This window comes from Streptomyces sp. 5K101, assembly GCF_046506645.1.
In the GTDB taxonomy this organism is placed as follows: Bacteria; Actinomycetota; Actinomycetes; order Streptomycetales; family Streptomycetaceae; genus Streptomyces.
In genome coordinates, this window is the sequence record NZ_JBKFFO010000013.1 from 148,310 (window position 1) to 165,241 (window position 16,932).

17 protein-coding genes and 3 tRNA genes are annotated in these 16,932 nt (G+C 72.3%); 7 read left to right on the plus strand and 13 right to left on the minus strand.

Annotated elements, in window-relative coordinates:
• Nucleotides 1–11: 11 nt before the first annotated feature.
• Nucleotides 12–1,679: a hypothetical protein gene (locus ACLB9X_RS24475; protein ID WP_410362536.1), complete on the plus strand. Its 1,668-nt coding sequence runs from the start codon at nt 12–14 to the stop codon at nt 1,677–1,679.
• Between the two features lie 21 nt (nt 1,680–1,700).
• On the opposite strand, the gene ACLB9X_RS24480 is transcribed toward ACLB9X_RS24475, so the two are convergent.
• The 4 genes from ACLB9X_RS24480 to ACLB9X_RS24495 form a co-directional block, all read right to left on the minus strand.
• Nucleotides 1,701–2,258: an HIT family protein gene (locus ACLB9X_RS24480; protein ID WP_410362537.1), complete on the minus strand. Its 558-nt coding sequence runs from the start codon at nt 2,256–2,258 to the stop codon at nt 1,701–1,703.
• Nucleotides 2,259–2,329: 71 nt separating this feature from the next.
• A complete protein-coding gene (gene thrS, locus ACLB9X_RS24485; protein ID WP_410362538.1) occupies nt 2,330–4,306 on the minus strand; it encodes a threonine--tRNA ligase in 1,977 nt (658 codons plus the stop codon).
• A 105-nt stretch (nt 4,307–4,411) separates the two neighbouring features.
• Complete coding sequence (locus ACLB9X_RS24490; RefSeq protein ID WP_410362539.1) at nt 4,412–5,659, minus strand: hypothetical protein; 1,248 nt, start codon at nt 5,657–5,659, stop codon at nt 4,412–4,414.
• Entirely contained in the window at nt 5,656–6,246 is a 591-nt protein-coding gene (locus ACLB9X_RS24495; protein WP_410362540.1) for a DUF4365 domain-containing protein, read from the minus strand. Before ACLB9X_RS24495 ends, ACLB9X_RS24490 begins: the two co-directional genes overlap by 4 nt.
• A 121-nt stretch (nt 6,247–6,367) precedes the next feature.
• On the opposite strand from ACLB9X_RS24495, the gene ACLB9X_RS24500 reads away from it, so the two are divergent.
• Entirely contained in the window at nt 6,368–7,093 is a 726-nt protein-coding gene (locus tag ACLB9X_RS24500; protein ID WP_410362541.1) for a 3'-5' exonuclease, read from the plus strand.
• Nucleotides 7,094–7,152: 59 nt separating this feature from the next.
• Here ACLB9X_RS24500 and ACLB9X_RS24505 read toward each other — a convergent pair.
• A tRNA-Val gene (locus ACLB9X_RS24505) sits at nt 7,153–7,224 on the minus strand.
• 39 nt (nt 7,225–7,263) lie between these two features.
• Entirely contained in the window at nt 7,264–7,710 is a 447-nt protein-coding gene (locus ACLB9X_RS24510; protein WP_410362542.1) for an SRPBCC family protein, read from the minus strand.
• A 110-nt stretch (nt 7,711–7,820) separates the two neighbouring features.
• Here ACLB9X_RS24510 and ACLB9X_RS24515 point away from each other — a divergent pair, with 110 nt between their 5' ends.
• Nucleotides 7,821–10,295 (plus strand): SCO7613 C-terminal domain-containing membrane protein, encoded by a 2,475-nt coding sequence (locus ACLB9X_RS24515; RefSeq protein WP_410362543.1) that lies wholly within the window; start codon nt 7,821–7,823, stop codon nt 10,293–10,295.
• A gap of 46 nt (nt 10,296–10,341) precedes the next feature.
• Here ACLB9X_RS24515 and ACLB9X_RS24520 read toward each other — a convergent pair.
• A tRNA-Val gene (locus tag ACLB9X_RS24520) sits at nt 10,342–10,413 on the minus strand.
• A gap of 54 nt (nt 10,414–10,467) precedes the next feature.
• Nucleotides 10,468–10,959, minus strand: a complete 492-nt coding sequence (locus tag ACLB9X_RS24525) for a TIGR02611 family protein (RefSeq protein ID WP_410362544.1) — start codon at nt 10,957–10,959, stop codon at nt 10,468–10,470.
• 190 nt (nt 10,960–11,149) lie between these two features.
• Between ACLB9X_RS24525 and ACLB9X_RS24530 the strand changes: the two genes are divergently transcribed.
• Both ACLB9X_RS24530 and ACLB9X_RS24535 read left to right on the plus strand, forming a co-directional pair.
• Nucleotides 11,150–11,563, plus strand: coding sequence for an SsgA family sporulation/cell division regulator (locus tag ACLB9X_RS24530; RefSeq protein WP_003959770.1), 414 nt, complete (start codon nt 11,150–11,152; stop codon nt 11,561–11,563).
• Between the two features lie 184 nt (nt 11,564–11,747).
• Complete coding sequence (locus ACLB9X_RS24535) at nt 11,748–12,305, plus strand: CGNR zinc finger domain-containing protein (RefSeq protein WP_410362545.1); 558 nt, start codon at nt 11,748–11,750, stop codon at nt 12,303–12,305.
• Between the two features lie 55 nt (nt 12,306–12,360).
• On the opposite strand, the gene ACLB9X_RS24540 is transcribed toward ACLB9X_RS24535, so the two are convergent.
• Nucleotides 12,361–12,513, minus strand: coding sequence for a hypothetical protein (locus ACLB9X_RS24540; RefSeq protein ID WP_410362546.1), 153 nt, complete (start codon nt 12,511–12,513; stop codon nt 12,361–12,363).
• A gap of 227 nt (nt 12,514–12,740) precedes the next feature.
• Nucleotides 12,741–13,166 (minus strand): hypothetical protein, encoded by a 426-nt coding sequence (locus ACLB9X_RS24545; RefSeq protein WP_410362547.1) that lies wholly within the window; start codon nt 13,164–13,166, stop codon nt 12,741–12,743.
• 166 nt (nt 13,167–13,332) lie between these two features.
• Between ACLB9X_RS24545 and ACLB9X_RS24550 the strand changes: the two genes are divergently transcribed.
• Complete coding sequence (locus tag ACLB9X_RS24550) at nt 13,333–13,857, plus strand: DsbA family protein (RefSeq protein ID WP_410362548.1); 525 nt, start codon at nt 13,333–13,335, stop codon at nt 13,855–13,857.
• 8 nt (nt 13,858–13,865) lie between these two features.
• On the opposite strand, the gene ACLB9X_RS24555 is transcribed toward ACLB9X_RS24550, so the two are convergent.
• The 3 genes from ACLB9X_RS24555 to ACLB9X_RS24565 are packed head-to-tail and all read right to left on the minus strand — an operon-like array spanning nt 13,866 to nt 16,653.
• Nucleotides 13,866–14,708, minus strand: coding sequence for a GNAT family N-acetyltransferase (locus ACLB9X_RS24555; protein ID WP_410362549.1), 843 nt, complete (start codon nt 14,706–14,708; stop codon nt 13,866–13,868).
• 59 nt (nt 14,709–14,767) lie between these two features.
• Nucleotides 14,768–15,598, minus strand: coding sequence for an aminotransferase class IV (locus ACLB9X_RS24560; RefSeq protein ID WP_410362550.1), 831 nt, complete (start codon nt 15,596–15,598; stop codon nt 14,768–14,770).
• Complete coding sequence (locus ACLB9X_RS24565; RefSeq protein WP_410362551.1) at nt 15,595–16,653, minus strand: chorismate-binding protein; 1,059 nt, start codon at nt 16,651–16,653, stop codon at nt 15,595–15,597. The genes ACLB9X_RS24560 and ACLB9X_RS24565 overlap by 4 nt, the downstream gene beginning before the upstream one ends.
• 189 nt (nt 16,654–16,842) lie before the next feature.
• On the opposite strand from ACLB9X_RS24565, the gene ACLB9X_RS24570 reads away from it, so the two are divergent.
• Nucleotides 16,843–16,915 (plus strand) — tRNA-Gly (locus tag ACLB9X_RS24570).
• The last annotated feature ends 17 nt before the right edge of the window (nt 16,916–16,932 follow it).

Genomic DNA, 16,932 nt, shown 5'->3' on the forward strand with positions numbered 1-16,932 from the left:
CGCGTGCGGCGATGGGGGCGGTAGTGACAGACGGATTCGATTTCACACCCGGGGCTCAGGTCCCGCTCATGGGGTCGGCCGGGCAGACCGCGGCGACTCATGCGCTCGCCTCGGCGGCGTACCGCGACAGCCCGGTCGCCGAGATCCTCAATGCCAACAGCGAGTGGCACAAGTCCGAGGTGACGCCGGGCAAGTTCTCCCTCTTCGAGCCGAACCTCGGCGAGGCGTTCTCCCGGGCGGTCCAGGTGCGGATGCTCGGCGGCGCCCGCAAGGCACTGATCCAGTCCTTCGGCACGGAGCCCCAGACCGTCGTGGAGCACTGCCTGGCCGCCACCCGCATCCGCAAGGAGCGGGACGCCCGGCTCACCGCCGTCATGGCGCTGTGCGGGCTGCTCTTCCTGCCCGGACTCCTGCTGTGGATGGGCGTCTTCCAGCTGCGCCGCACCCTCGCGGGCGCGGCGAACAAGCGCGCCGGAGCCCTCGGCACCCTCCTGCTGGTGGGAATGGGCGCCATGGCGGTGATCCTTCTGCTGAGGCTGCCGTTCACGGGCTTCTGGGGCTACTACCTCCGCGGCATGATCGTGGCCCCGGTCGTCGGCTGGATGCTCGCGAAGAGGATCTGCGAGTCCACCGCGAAGGACATGCGGGCACGGTGGGACAGCCTCCTGTCCGGGGGCGGCGGCATCGGCGCGAAGGTCCCCGAGGCCGTGCCGGGAAATCCCGACGAGACCGCCCGCGAGCAACTGCGCCAGGGGCTGCAGAAGCTCACCGCCGAGCAGCACTCCAACGTCGTCTTCTACGCGGGCCCCAAGGGAATACTCGGCATGGGCACCCGCTGGGGCAGCTGGCAGATGGCCGAGGATCTCGTCTCCGGCGAACCGGGCAAGGAGATCAACCAGTTCCGCAGCTGGGACGTCATAAGGGCCATCCACGACAAGATGAAGCTGCTGGAGCGGGGCCCGCTGAACTCCGGCGGCTTCCCGACCCCCTCCGTCCGGCACTGGATCGTCTCCCCGGTCGGCGAGAACGCCGCGGCGGTCGCCAGGCCCGAGGGCCAGGACGTGGAGACCTTCCAGGTCAAAGGCCACGAGATACAGCGCATCTGCAACCACCAGCAGTTCGGCGGCGGCAACCGCCACTACCTCGGCGTCCAGTTCACGCTGTGGGACGGCCAGTTGGTCATCACCATGATGATCACGGTCACCGTGCTCCACGAGACCCTGCGCGTGGAGGTCACCGGGCACGCGCTCGGCCCCGTGCACTCCCTGTTCACCACCAAGCCCGAGCCCAAGACGGTCACCGTCAGCAAGACGGTCAAGTTCTGGGAGACGGTCGACCGGGTGCTGCCGCTGGTGGACGCGCCCGAGGTCGTACGTCTGGCAGTGCGGGCGCCCTTCACCTGGTTCCCGCCGCTGCTCGACTTCCTCGGCGGCAAGCTGGTGCTGCCGGAGCCGTTCGGACTGCGCCACGCCTGGGCCGAGAAGCCCTGGCGGCACCGGTTCATGGCGGACGACGCGATGCGCGCCGCCACTCCGGTGCTGCGCGTGGCCCACGCCGCCGCGATGAAGGTCCTCGCCGACAACGGCGTCAGCACGGAGAAGTTCGACAACCGCTCGATGGTGGTCAGCGGGTTCGTCCAGGACCCGACTCCGCGGAACGCGGACCTGTACGACGCGTGAGCCGTACGGCTCCGGTGCGGGTCAGACGGGCCAGGCGGCGGCGAGCATCCGGCGGGTGTCGGCGAGGAGCTGCGGCAGCACCTTGGTGGTCGCGACGACCGGCATGAAGTTGGTGTCGCCGCCCCACCGGGGCACGATGTGCTGGTGCAGGTGGGCGGCGATACCGGCGCCGGCGGCGGAGCCCTGGTTGAGGCCGATGTTGAACCCGTGGGCGCCGGAGGCGGCGCGCAGGGCGGTCATGGCCTGCTTGGTCAGCAGCGCGAGCTCCATCGTCTCGGCGTCGTCCAGCTCGGTGTAGTCGGCGACGTGGCGGTAGGGGACGACCATCAGGTGGCCGCCGTTGTAGGGGTAAAGGTTGAGCACGGCGTAGACCGTCTCGCCGCGGGCGATGATCAGGCCGTCCTCGTCCGACTTCGACGGGATCGAGCAGAACGGGCAGCCGTCGTCGGCCCCCGGGCCGGTCGGCTTGTTCTCGCCCTGGATGTACGCCATGCGGTGAGGCGTCCACAGGCGCTGGAACGAGTCAGGCGTCCCGACCCCGATCTGCTGCTCCGGCTCAGTCGTCATGCGTGCCAGCATATTCGCCGCTGACGGCGGCATGCGGCGAGGGGCGGCCCCTTCCTGGACCGCCCCTCGCGTGCCTGCTCGGGTCAGACCTGGACCCGTCGGTCCGCCACGTCGACGAGCTTGGCCAGGGCCTCCTCGCGCGGGATGCCGTTCTCCTGCGAGCCGTCGCGGTAGCGGAACGAAACCGTGCCCGCGTTCATGTCCTCGTCACCGACGATGATCATGAACGGGACCTTCTGCTTCTGCTGGTTCCTGATCTTCTTCTGCATCCGGTCCGAGGACGCGTCGACCTCGACCCGCAGCCCCTTCTTCTTCGCGTCCGCGGCGAACTCCTGCAGGTACTCGACGTGCGCGTCGCCGATCGGGATGCCGACGGCCTGGACCGGCGCCAGCCACGGCGGCATCGCGCCCGCGTAGTGCTCCAGCAGCACCGCGAAGAAGCGCTCGATCGAGCCGAACAGGGCCCGGTGGATCATGACCGGGCGCTGCTTGGTCCCGTCGGGGCCGGTGTACTCGAGGTCGAAGCGCTCCGGCAGGTTGAAGTCGAGCTGCACGGTCGACATCTGCCAGGTCCGGCCGATGGCGTCCTTGGCCTGGACGGAGATCTTCGGGCCGTAGAAGGCGGCGCCGCCCGGGTCCGGGACCAGCGGGAGGCCCTGCTTCTCGGCCACCTGCCGCAGCGTCTCGGTGGCCTCCTCCCACACCTCGTCCGAGCCGACGAACTTGGTCTCGTCCTTGGTGGACAGCTCCAGGTAGAAGTCGGTCAGACCGTAGTCGCGCAGCAGGTTGAGCACGAAGGTGAGCGTCGAGTCGAGCTCGTCCGCCATCTGCTCCTTGGTGCAGTAGATGTGCGCGTCGTCCTGGGTGAAGCCGCGGGCACGGGTCAGACCGTGCACGACGCCGGACTTCTCGTACCGGTACACGGTCCCGAACTCGAAGAGGCGCAGGGGCAGTTCACGGTAGGACCGGCCGCGCGCGTCGAAGATCAGGTTGTGCATCGGGCAGTTCATGGGCTTGAGGTAGTAGTCCACGCCCTCGTCGAGCTGCATGGGCGGGTACATGCCCTCGGCGTACCAGTCGAGGTGGCCCGAGGTCTCGAAGAGCTTCCCCTTGGTGGCGTGCGGGGTGTAGACGAACTCGTAGCCCTCCTCCTCGTGCCGCTTGCGCGAGTAGTCCTCCATGACCCGGCGGATGATGCCGCCCTTGGGGTGGAAGACCGCGAGGCCGGAGCCGATCTGGTCCGGGATGGAGAAGAGGTCCAGCTCGTTGCCCAGCTTGCGGTGGTCGCGCTTCTCGGCCTCGGCGAGGAAGTCGAGGTGCGCCTTCAGCTCGTCCTTGGACGGCCAGGCGGTGCCGTAGATGCGCTGGAGCATCGGGTTCTTCTCGCTGCCGCGCCAGTACGCGGCGGCGTTGCGCATCAGCTTGAAGGCCGGGATGGTGCGCGTGGTGGGCAGGTGGGGACCCCGGCAGAGGTCCTTCCAGCACAGGTCGCCGGTCTTGGCGTCCAGGTTGTCGTAGATCGTGAGCTCGCCGGCGCCCACCTCGACGTCGGCGCCGTCGTCGTGGGACGCCGAGCCCTTGAGGCCGATCAGCTCCAGCTTGTACGGCTCGTCGGCGAGCTCCTCGCGGGCGGCCTCGTCGGTGACGACGCGGCGCGAGAAGCGCTGGCCGCGCTTCTGGATCTCCTGCATCTTCTTCTCGATGGCCTTGAGATCCTCGGGCGTGAACGGCTTCTCGACGTCGAAGTCGTAGTAGAAGCCGTCCTTGACCGGCGGGCCGATGCCGAGCTTGGCCTCGGGGAAGAGCTCCTGCACAGCCTGGGCCATGACGTGCGCGGTGGAGTGGCGCAGGATGTTCAGGCCGTCCTCGGAGGAGATCTCGACGGGCTCGACCTCCTCGCCGTCCTTGATCTCGTACGCGAGGTCCTTCAGCTCCCCGGCAACGCGGGCGGCGACAATGGTGCGCTCGCCGGCAAAGAGGTCGGCGGCCGTAGTGCCCGTCGTCACCACGCGCTCTTCCCGCTCGGAATCGCGTTGGATGATCACACGGACGTCTGACACCGGTCTCTCCTGACTGAAGGTGGATGCACGGCCTGGCACAGCACGCGCACCAGGAATCGTACCGAGCCGGAGTGCCCACTCGCGAAACGGTTACGGGGCCGGGCGTCAGTCCTCCTCGTCCGTCGCATCCCCGAAGAAGTCCAGGTTCGCCTGGAGCGACTTCATCAGCCGGTCCCGCTCCGCCTCGTCGACCGCCACGGGGGTCACGCCGGAGGCGTCGGTCAGCCGCCGGAAGCCGCCCCGGCTCTCCAGCCGGCCGGCCACCCGGATCGGCAGGCCGACCAGATGGGCGTGACCGGCCGTGCGGTAGGAGTCCTCGTCGAGCGCCACCCGCACGTGCGGCACCTCGGCTCCCGCCAGCACCCGCAGCCGTACGGTGCCCCGCCCGCTCGGTCCCGAGCGGCGCATCCGGACGACGGTGCCGGTGATCCGCACGGGCACGGACGACTCGTCCTGGAGGTAGCGGGCCCCCGCCTCCCGCAGCGCCGGCAGGTCTCCCGCGGAGAACTCCACCGGTTCCATGCGGGCGGCGCAGCCCTGGGGCACTCCGGCGGCCGGGGACCAGGCGAGCGCGATGCGCGCGCCTTCCGAGCCGCGCACGAGCGCGATCACGGCCTCGGTCAGCTCGCGGCTGACGCCCGCCGCCACGGCGGTGTCGAACGCCTCCATGCCCCCCGCGGCCCGCTGGTAGTCGATGGCCTCGCGGGTGGCCTGGAGCGCGTGGGAGAGCCGCACGGCGACCGCGCGGCCGGTCTGCACGGGGACGAAGGCGGTGAGGGAACGGCCGCCGGGCGCGGGGCCCACGAGGACGCCTTCGAGCAGGGCCTGCGCCTGCCTGCGGTGGCGGGCCCCGTAGTAACCGGCTCGCTCCCGTACGGCGAGGGCGCCGGCCAGCAGCATCTGGCGGGCGGCCGAGCGCAGCTGCTCCTGCGCGGTCCACGAGACGGTGCCGGACGGCCCCTGCGGGCTGTCGCGCCACCAGCGGATCTCGTCACTGGGGACGGTGAGCCCGATGAGGACGTCGCGGGCCGAGGGGGCGGCGCTGCGGGCGAGTGCGGTGAGGGCTTCGCCGATGAGGTCCTCGCAGTCGGGGAAGGCGCGGCTCTCGGGGACGAGCAGGCTGGTGCCGCCGGCGGCGGGGCCAGGCGGGGTCCAGCGCGTGTAGCGCCCGGCGGCCCCGCCGCGGCGACGCCAGCCGTGACGGTCGAGGAGCGCGCCGAGGACGGCGGGGTCGATCTGGGCCGGGTCCGGCTCCGCGGGGACGCCCCAGGGGCCGGGCGGGTCGGCCGTGGGGCGGGGGCCGCCGGGCTGCGGGAATCCGTGGAGGTGTTCGTCGAAGGACCGGTGCGTCAAGGTCTTCCTCCCGCCCCGACGCGCGCCATGATCTCGCAGAGCGCGCGGTCGTCGAAGATCCGCGTGGTCGGGATCCGCACAGTGGTGCGGTGTCTGCCCGTCACCGGGTGGCCGGCCAGATTGGTCCAGTAGCAGCAGTGCCTGAGGTCGAGCCGGTCGTGGCTGGCGCGCAGCCACTCGTCCTGGGTGCGCGGAACGAGCATCACGACCAGGATCTTGTGCACCGAGACCGGTGTGCGGGCGAGCTTCACCAGGTGCTCGTTGTCGAGCGTGAACGAGAACGCGGGCCCCGGTGGGTGGGGCGGGATCTGGTAGGTGCACTTGAGCTGCACCTTGATGGTCACTTCGTCGTCGACCGTGTGCCGGGCCGAGCTGTGGCTGACGTGCCAGTCGATGCCGTTGTCCGGGAACGGCTGGGACAGCGAGCAGCCGGCCGCGGCGGCGACGGCGTGCAGATAGCCCACCTGGAGCGTCTCCATGCAGGCGGTGGTGGCAAGCGCTCCGCGCAGTGGAACGGTCCGCTGGGGCTGGGGGCACCTCCCGCTTGCTTGGGAAAGCCCTCCCGATTCGGGCTGGGCGAGCGCCATGGCAATGTCCTTCCCCGTCACCTGTGTTGTCACCGCGCGGCGTACGGCGCAAACGGCCCGGGTATCACCGATTCGGGCAGGTCCCTTCGCCATCTGCCAGGCACGTGCGAGGAGTTCGGGGATGACGCACTGGTTCGACGGCCCACTGGCCGCATTTGACACGGAGACGACCGGAGTGGACGTCGAGGCGGACCGGATCGTGTCGGCCGCGGTGGTCGTCCAGGACACGCCCGGCGGACGGCCGCGCATCACACGGTGGTTGGTGAATCCGGGGATCCCGGTGCCCCCTGCCGCCACCGAGGTGCACGGCCTGACGGACGATCACCTCCAGCGGAACGGGCGCTGGCCGGCGCCGGTGATGGAGGAGATAGCGAGGTCGCTGGCCGAGCAGTGCGCGGCGGCCCGCCCGCTGGTGGTGATGAACGCGCCGTTCGATCTGACCATCCTGGACCGGGAGTTGCGCCGCCACCGGGCATCGTCGCTGGCGCGCTACCTGGAGAACGTACCGCTGTGCGTGCTGGATCCGCGGGTGCTGGACAAGCATCTGGACCGCTATCGCAAGGGACGGCGGACGCTCACCGATCTGTGCGCGCAGTACGACGTGGCGCTGGACGGGGCGCACGACGCGGCGGCCGACGCGCTGGCGGCGATGGAGGTCGTACGGGCGGTGGGGCGTCGTTTCGCGTCGCGGCTGGAGCGGTTGTCCGCCGCGGAGCTGCACACGTTGCAGGCGGTGTGGCACGCGGCGCAGGCGCGGGGCCTTCAGGCGTGGTTCGCGCGCAGCGGTGTCCCGGAGCCGGTCGATCCGGCGTGGCCACTGCGTCCGGAGCTCCCCGCGGCCGCGTAACAGCCGGCGGCTGACAAGCGTGAGGCCGGTCCGTCTACTGACGGACCGGCCTCTCCCGGTGGGCGATACTGGGTTCGAACCAGTGACCTCTTCGGTGTGAACGAAGCGCTCTCCCACTGAGCTAATCGCCCGGGAACGCACTGAACCATACAGGGCTGCGCGGCCTTCCTTCAAACCGCTTCCAGGTAGGCGGCCAGACCGCGTCGCCCACCGCGCATCATCAGCGCGTGGTTGGCCCGGAAGACCGGGCGGCAGGGCACCGCCAGGCGCCTCATCAGCGGCTTGCGGACCTCGACGTCCTGCTCGAACAGGGCGCGTGCCCCCGCGTCGTGCGCCGTCACGGTCCAGCGCGACCAGCCCACGAGGTCCCCGTCCAGCGCGATCTCCAGCACGCCGGCCACCGGGTCCCGGCGGCGCGCGCGCACGGTGACGCGGAGGTCGTACGGCAGCAGGGAGCGGAAACGGGCGGTGCCGTAATCCTCGCCCGCGACCTCGACGGCGCGCACCTGCGGCCACCACCGCGGGTACTCCTCGCCCCGCTCCAGAACCCGGTAGACGGCCTCCGGGGCGGCGGGCAGATCCCAGACGCTGCGGAAGCGGTAGCGGCACCAGTCCATGACCCCCAGTCTGGCCCGCTGCGACCGCTGCGACCGTCGGCGGGTACTCACGCGGATCTGAGTACCCGCACCCATGTCCGGAGCTTGTGGCACGCGCCACACTGCCGGCCATGGAGAACGTTCCGACACCCGCCGAGGAGCTGGCGATCCTCGACCGTGAGCTGCGTCAACTGGACGCACGTCGAGCGCAGTTGCTGGCCCGGCGCAGCTGGTTGCTGGCCGCCCTGCGGCCGCCGGTCGCCGCGTCCCCGACCCCGCCGTTCCCGGCGTCGCGTCCCTGGCCGGCGGGGCCGCAGCCGCGCGCCGAGGCGTCCCCGCCGAGCGTGCAGAACGTGCTGCTGACGCTCGGGGGCATCCTGCTGGCCGTCGCGGCGATCGCGTTCACGTTGGTCAGCTGGGGCCACCTGGGCATCGGCGGCCGCAGCGCGGTGCTCGGCGCGGTCACGCTGGCGGCCCTCGGCACGCCGGCCGTCCTGCTGCGCCGCGGTCTCGTCTCGACGGCCGAGTCGGTGGGCGTGCTGGGTCTGGTGCTGATGGTGCTGGACGCGTACGCGGTGCACCGGGCGGCCCTGGCGGACACCGACGGCCTGGCTTATGCGGCCGGGGTTTCGGCGGTGCTGGCCGGGCTCTGGTCCGCCTACGGCCTGGTGCTGCGGCGGCTGCACACCCCACTGCCGACGGCGGTGGTGACGGCGCAGCTGCCGCTGCCGCTGTGGGCGCTCGCCGGTGGTCCTGGCGCGCCCCCGATGGAGTGGGCGCTGCTGCTGACGGCGGCGCTGGACGTCGCGGTGGCCCTGCGGACACGGCCGGCGGTGGTGCGCGGGTTCGCCTGGGTGACGGCCTCGGTCACCGGCGGCCTTGCCGTGCTGACGGGCCTGTGGCTCTCCCTTGCCGCCGGCTCGCCCGGCACGGCGGCGGGTCCGGCGGTCCTGCTGCTCGCGGCGTCGGCCGTGGCGGTGTTCGCTGCGTGGCGTTCGCCGGCCGCCGCGCCGGGCGCGTCGGTGGTCGCCGGTCTGGCGGCTGTCGCGGCCGTGGGCGGCGTGATCCGCACGGCGGTCCCGCAGGGGTGGGCGGTGCTCGGCTACGTCCTGTGCGCGACGGCGCTCCTCGCGGTCGTCCGTACGTCGTTGCCGGACCGCCTGCGGCAGGGCCTCGCCCGGTCGGCGGGCGCCGTGCAGGCGGCGGCCGCGGTGACGGCGCTGCCGGCGGTACTCGTGTCGCTCGCGGGCCCGGCCACGCGGCTCACGGACATCTGGTCGCAGGCACCGGCGGGTACGCGGGAGGCCTTGTCCCTGGACGTTCCGCTCTCCGTCCTCCCGGCTGCCCCGCTGGTGCTCGCGGTCCTCGCGCCGACGACGGCACTGGTGTCGCGCCGCATCCCGGCCGCCGACAGCCCGCACGCCACTTCAAACGCGGCCGCCGCCGGCCGTGGCACCGCGCTCCGCGCCGTGCTCCGCCCCGCGGCGGCCTGCGGCTCCCTGGCCCTGTTCTGGGCCGCCCTGCTGGTCCTGCCGGCGGTCATCGACGTGCCGTACCGCGTCGCGGTCGGCTGGCAGCTGGTGCTCGTCGTGGCGCTCTTTGTGCTCGGCGCCGTGCTGACCGCCCGTGGCGACCTGCGGCACGCCCCGCTCGCGCATGCCGCGCTGGCCTGCGGCCTGGCCGGCTCGGTGAGCGTCGCGCTGCTGTCCCTGGCGACGCGTCCGGCGACGTTCGTCGTGCTGGGCGTGCTGCCGGCGGCGCTCGTGGCCGCCGCGTTCCGGTCGCGTGGTCCGGCGCAGCGGGTGGCCGCCTGCGCGGCGGCCGTGTTCGCGACCGGCCTCGCCGGAGCATGCGCGGCGGCCGCCGGGCTGCCGCCGCACCGCGCGGCCCTCGTGCTCCTGCTCGTGCCGGCGGTGGCCGCCCTCGTCGGGGCCCGCCTCGGCCGCCACCCCGTGGCCCTGCCGGTGGAGGCCACCGCGGCGGCCGCCGGTCCGGTCGCCGTGCTGCTGGCCACCGGACACCCTCCGACGCTGGCCCTGGTGCTGGCCCTGTGCGGTGTGATCGCCGCGGGCACGGCGGTGCGGGCCGAACGCCGCCCGGCCGCCGGGTACGTCGCCGCGGCGCTGTTCGTGCTCGCCACATGGGTGCGGCTGTTCGCCTCCGACGTGGCCGCGCCCGAGGCGTACACGCTGCCCGTCACGATCCCCGCGCTTGTGATCGGCGCGCTGCGCCGCCGGCGGGACCCGCAGGCGTCGTCGTGGACGTCGTACGGTCCCGGCCTCGCGGCGACCCTCGTGCCGAGCCTGTTCGCGGCCTGGGGCGACGAGCACTGGCTGCGGCCGCTGCTGCTGGGCGCAGCCGCGCTCGCCGTGACCCTCGCGGGCGCGCGGCTGCGGCTGCAGGCCCTGCTGGTGCTGGGCGGCGCGGCGCTGGCGCTGGACGCCCTGCACGAGCTGGCCCCGTACGTCGTCCAGGTCGTCGACGCGCTCCCCCGCTGGCTGCCCCCGGCGGTGGCCGGTCTGCTGCTTCTCGGCGTCGGCGCCACCTACGAGCAGCGGCTGCGGGACGCGCGCAGGCTCAGGGAGAGCCTGGGCCGGATGCGCTGAACGCCGAAGGCCCCGGAGACTGGGTCTCCGGGGCCTTCGGTCCAGGTGGGCGATACTGGGTTCGAACCAGTGACCTCTTCGGTGTGAACGAAGCGCTCTCCCACTGAGCTAATCGCCCGGGCGCACCGCAAACATTACCGCATGTCAGAGCGTGCCCAGGACCACTGCGGGGTCACTCGTCGATCTTCCACGGCATCACGAGGCCGAACTTCACGAGGTAGATGCCGACGAGCACGGCCACGATGACCAGGCCGATCGTCGTGAGGATGATGTTCCGCCGCCGGACCTTGGGGTCGAGCGCGCGCTGGGCGGCTTCGGTGACCTTGCGCTTGGTCCAGCGCAGCACCAGCTGGGCCCAGACGAACTCAGTGGCCCAGATCGCCATGCCACCGAAGATCACGACCCAGCCGGGTCCCGGCAGGACGAGCATCGCCGCGCCCGCGCCGACGACCGCGAGGCCGACGACGAAGACGCCGACCTGCCAGCTGATGTGCAGGGTCCTCGACCGCTTGATGAAGTGCGGCGCCCGTGAGCCGAGCGCCGGCTCGTCGACCCTCTCCGCCTCCTGGGCCGGCCGCGCCGCGCCCGTCGTCACGTCCCCCGTGGCGGGGGCGGCGGCCACGGCCGCGACCGCCTCGTCCCGCTCGTCACTCTGCGCATTCATAGCGCCCAACTTACCCGATCGAACAGCGTCACCGGATTGGCCGTGCAACGCCAAGCAATGCGCGGCCGCACGAGCGACCCGAGGGATCACAAAACGGTCAGAGGGGTTTACAACGGCACCGTAGGTGGCATGTCGATTTCGCCGACGTGCGAATCCCCGAGCGCACACTGAGCGAAAGGCCCTGGCGCTTATGAACACCACGGTCAGCTGCGAGCTGCACCTGCGCCTCGTTGTATCGAGCGAGTCCTCACTGCCTGTACCCGCGGGCCTGCGGTATGACACGGCCGATCCCTACGCCGTGCACGCCACCTTCCACACCGGAGCCGAAGAAACGGTCGAGTGGGTCTTCGCCCGCGATCTTCTCGCGGAGGGCCTGCACCGCCCCACCGGCACCGGCGACGTACGGGTCTGGCCGTCCCGCAGCCACGGCCAGGGGGTTGTCTGCATCGCCCTCAGCTCCCCGGAAGGGGAAGCACTCCTGGAGGCCCCCGCACGGGCCCTGGAGTCGTTCCTCAAGCGGACGGACGCCGCGGTGCCGCCGGGCACCGAGCACCGCCATTTCGATCTGGACACGGAGCTCTCGCACATCCTGGCCGAAAGCTGAGCCAGGCGAAAGACGCCCGGCGCCGTCCATCTCGGGGAGACGGCGCCGCGCGGAGAATTCCATACAGCCGGCGCCGTCGTCACGGAATCCACCGTGGCGACGGCGCCGATGTGCTCTCGGCACGAACCGCTAGAGTCGGCGCAATTAGGCGGGCACCGGCCCGCGGCCGGCCAGGGAGCGAATCGTGCTGATTCCCCACGACACCCGTATCGCCCTCGACACCGTCGTCGATCTGGTGAACACCGCACCTGAGGGCGACCAGGAGGACGGACTCGCGGACGTCGCGGCGCTCGACGAGTTCGTCCGGAGCCACCACGTCAGCGACGTGGGCGAGCTGGGACCGAAGGACCTCGCGGCCATGCGGGGCGTCCGGGACCGCTTCGCGGAGGTCTTCGCCGCGCGGGACAGCCGCACGGCGGCCGAGCTGATCAACCAGCTCGTCGCGGCGGCCGGGACGACGCCGCAGCTCACCGACCACGACGGCTACGACTGGCACGTGCACTACTTCGCGCCGGGCGCCTCGGTGGCGGACCATCTCGCCGCGGACTGCGGGATGGCGCTGGCATTCATCGTGGTCGCGGGCGAGCAGGAGCGGCTGCGGCGCTGCGAGGCGCCGGACTGCGGGCGCGCCTTCGTCGACCTCTCGCGCAACCGGTCACGGCGTTACTGCGACAGCCGCACCTGCGGGAACCGGCTGCATGTGGCCGCCTACCGGGCGCGCCGCAAGGAGGCGGCGGGCTGACGGGCGCTGCCCCTTCCGGACTCGGCCGCCGCGGGCGACCGGGGGCGCGGCAGCGTCACAGCAGGAACAGATCGTGCACAGCGCCCATCAGCAGGAGCACGCCGATCACCGCGAGGAAGATCATCAGGGGCGGCTGGGAGAGCGCGAACAGACAGCCCCGCGGCTCTGGGGTGGGTGCGGGGGGCTGGCCCCGGGAGGTATCGAGCATCTCGGGGCGATCATGGCGCAGCGCGCCACGGCGTGATCGACCAACACACCCCGACGGCGCGGCAGTTCATCACATCCCATTGCGCCGTACGGGCGGGCTCCGGCGGCCACGCCGGTCGCCTTGCGCGGGTCCGCGCCCTCGGAGCAGGCCGGATCAGCGAGTGGGAGGCCCTGGTGCGTGGGGTGCGGTGCCAGGGCACGGGGGTCCGGCGAGATCCGCAGAGCGGGCTAGATGCCGTGCTTCTTCAGGATCGCCTCGATGTCGCTGAAGTCGTCGGCCGCGGTCGCCTTCGATGCCGCGGACGGACGTGCCCCGCCGAGAGCGGGCTGGGAAGCGCCGGACTCGGCTGCGGAGCGCCGCGCCGAGGCGGCGGCCTTGCGCTCCCGGCGGCTGCCCCCGGAGCGCCGCTCGACGGCACGGGTGGTCATGAACAGCAGCCAGGCGCCGCCGAGCAGTCCGAAGCCGAGCCAGGCCGCGGGGCTGAAGGCCGTGTCCGCGAGCCACTGGACGGCCCCGGTCAGCACCAGGCCCACGGGGACCAGGGAGTAGGCGGCGATGCGGGTCGCGGCGAGGAAGCGCCTGCGGTACGCCGTGATCGCGGCGATGCCCAGGCCCGCCGCGGACACCGCGGAACAAATGGTCTCGGCAAGCATCCGGTCCTCCAGGCATCGGCGGGCATGAGGTGGTACGTCCCTTCCATCCTGCACCGTCCCCCTGACCGCGGGCCATGCCCGGTGGCGGCCTCAGGGGGATCTCGGGGGCGATCTCCTCCTCCGGTCCCGGTTGGGTGCGCCGGGCACCGGCTGGAAGACTGGCCCCATGAGCGACTCCACCACCGCCCGCCCGGTCGTCCTCGACGTCTGGTGCGAGCTCCAGTGCCCCGACTGCCATGCCGCCCTGGAGGACCTGCGGACCCTGCGCGCCCGGTTCGGCGACCGGCTGGAACTGCGGCTGCGGCACTTCCCCCTCGACAAGCACAAGCACGCCTTCACCGCCGCACAGGCCGCCGAGGAGGCGACCGAGCAGGGCAAGGGCTGGCCGTACGTGGAGGCCGTGCTGGAGCGCACCGAGGACCTGGCGGCGCGGGGCGAGCCGGTGCTGCTGGAGGTGGCGTGCGAACTCGGCCTGGACGCCGAGGAGTTCGACACCGCCCTGATCGACGGCCGGCACATCCTGATCGTCGACGCGGACCAGGCCGAGGGCAAGGCGATCGGGGTGACGGGCACGCCGACGTACGTCATCGGTGGCGAGCGCCTCGACGGCGGAAAGAGCCAGGAGGGGCTGCGCGCCCGGATCGAGGAGATCGCCGAGCGGCTGCTCGGGGAGCCGACGGACACCCCGTAGCCCCGTGGCTAGAGGAGCCGCTTGAGGAAGTTGTGGTGCGTGGTCCGGTAGCCGAGGGACTCGTAGAGGCTCTGCGCCGGGGTGTTGCCCGCGAACACGTGGAGACCGATCAGGGTGCGGCCGGCGGCACGGGCGATGTGCTCGGCGAGCAGCATCAGGGCGCGGCCGTAGCCCCTGCCGCGGTGCTCCTCGGCCACCTCCACGTCGAAGACGTAGGCCCCCTGCTCCCCCGGGCGCACCTCGTGCCGCGTCGCGACCCAGACGTGTCCCACCACGGTGTCCGCCGCGACCAGGCACCACAGCTCGGCGCCCGGCGTCGCGAGACCTTCCGGGAGCAGGGTGCGGTGGAGGGTGTTGGAGCGGGTGAGGGCCTCGTCGCGCGGCGTTCCCCGGGCGATCCACTCCTCGGCGTGGTGCGCGACCGCCTTGGCGCGCCAGCCGTCGAACTCGGTCTCGTGCATGGGCCGCCCCGAGGCCGTGCCGGGCAGCGGGGACGGATGGTCCGGCAGCTCCTTGAGCATGTTGCGGCCGCGTTCGGTGTAGCCGAGGGCCGAGATCAGGCGCAGGGCGGCGGTGGCGTCGGCCGGGACGGAGGTGCGGGCCTCGGTGCAGCCCCAGTCGCGCAGCACCTCCTCGGCGGCGAGCGCGGCGACGGTGCCGCGACCGCGCCGGCGGTCCGCGTCGTCGATGGTCAGGGAGCGCACGTACCCGACCGAGGGCCCGGCGGCGGTGTCCTTCGCGAGCAGGACGGAGCCGACCGGCCGGCCGTTCACACAGACGTCGTACGCCCGCGAGGCGGCGCCGGACTCCTCGCGCTGAATCGGCCCGGTGGGCCGCAGGGTTGTGGTCATCGGGGACTTTCTACCTGCCCCGCGGCCGTCCGACACCAGGTTTTCCGACGGGCCTGCTCCTACCGGGACTTGGGGTCGGGGTCGGCCGACGCCCGCTCCTCGAAGACGCGCATCGCCTTCGTCGTCACGGGGCCGGGGGCCCGCCCGATCTCCCGGCCGTCGATGCGGACGACGGCCTGGACGTCGCGCAGGGTGGAGGTCAGGAAGACCTCCTCGGCCCGGTCGAGCACGTCGAGCGGCAGGTCCGTCTCCTTGGCCCCCGTCCACTCCACGGTCAGGGCGCGGGTGATGCCCGCGAGGCAGCCGGAGGAGACCGGCGGGGTGTGCAGTTCTCCGTCGAGGACGACGAAGACGTTCGAGCCGGTGCCCTCGCAGAGCTGCCCGACGGTGTTGGCGAACAGCGCCTCCGAGGCGCCCTGCTGGTGCGCCCGCGCCAGAGCCACGACGTTCTCGGCGTACGAGGTGGTCTTCAGGCCCGTCAGCGCGCCGCGCTCGTTGCGCGTCCACGGGACGGTGATCACGGCGGTGGTGTCGGGCCTGCGGCCGGTCTCGCCGAGGGCGACGACCAGGGTCGGGCCGGCGTCGCCGCGGTCGGAGCCGAGCGGCGAGAGCCCTCCGGTGTAGGTGATGCGCAGGCGTCCGAGCGGCATGGGGTTGGCGTCGAGCACGGCGGCGCAGGCGCGGCGCACCTCGTCGTGGTCGGGCTCGGGCAGGCCGAGGCCGCGGGCCGAGCGCGTGAGCCGTTCCAGATGGCGCGTGAGAGCGAAGGGCTGCCCGTGGACCGCCTTCACGGTCTCGAAAATGCCGTCGCCCACGGTCATGCCGTGGTCGAGGACCGATACCCGGGCGTCCTCGGCGTCCTTGAGCTCGCCGTTGACCCAGAGTTTCATCCCGCTGTCCTTCCGCTTGCCTCGTACGCACCCGACGCTACCGCGAGCAGCCGGGACGCCTTCAGTTCGGTCTCGTCCCACTCGCGCTCGGGGTCGGAGCCCCAGGTGATCCCGGCTCCGGTACCGAAACGCAGCGCGGGACCGCCCGGGTCCCGGCGGTCGATCCAGAACGTGCGTATGCCGACGGCGAGCTCGCCGGTGCGGCGGTCGGCGTCGACCCAGCCGATGCCTCCGCAGTACGGGCCGCGGGGCGAGGTCTCCAGCTCCTCGATGATCTTCAACGCGCTGGACTTGGGTGCGCCGGTGACCGAGCCGGGCGGGAACGTGGCCGTCAGCAGCTCGCTCCAGCCCGCCTCCGGGGCGAGCTCGCCGCGGACGGTGGAGACGAGGTGGACGAGTCCGGGGTGCTGCTCGACCGCGCACAGGGCGGGCACGCTCACGCTGCCGGTGGCGCAGACGCGGCCGAGATCGTTGCGGACGAGGTCCACGATCATCACGTTCTCGGCGTGGTCCTTCTCGAGCAGGTCCTCGGCGGTCCGGCCGGTGCCCTTGATCGGCCCCGACTCGACCGTGCGGCCGGCGCGGCGCAGATACAGCTCGGGCGACGCGGTGGCGATCTCCACTCCGTGCGCGGGGAGCCGAATCGTTCCTGCGTACGGGGCGGGGTTGCCGCGGGCCAGCAGCGCGGTGAGCTCGTCGACGTCGGCGCCGTCCGGGTCGGGCAGCGGCGCGGAGAGCACCCGGCACAGGTTCGCCTGGTACACGTCGCCGGCCGCGATGTGCTCGCGGATGCGCCGTACGCCGGCAGTGTAGGAGGCGCGGTCCAGCGAGGAGGTCCAGTCCTCGGCGGCCGGGCCGCGCCATCGTCCGGGCACGGGCTCGGGTACCGGTTCCGTACGGACGTCGCCGAAGCGGGCGCAGGTCAGCCGCCCCTCGAAGTCCGCGGCGACGGCCCAGAACCCGGCGGAGTCCAGGGCGGAGGGGTCGCTGGTGACGTCCCGGAGATCGGTGGCGACGAGGGGGCCGAAGCGGGCCAGAGGAGGGAGGGCGTGCACGTCTGTGAGTCTATGACCGGCGGGGATCGGGCGGCGAAGAGCGGCCCGTCGGCCGCCGCCGAGCCGCCGATGACCTGCCGCGACGCGCACACACGTCAGCACGCTGCAGAAACGCGTTTTTGTACTGGCCCAGGAATCCGCTAGAGTTCAACACGTCGCCGGGACGCGCAAGCGGAACGGAAACGACAGGCGGACGTGGCTCAGTTGGTAGAGCATCACCTTGCCAAGGTGAGGGTCGCGAGTTCGAATCTCGTCGTCCGCTCGAGAAAAGGGGGGTCT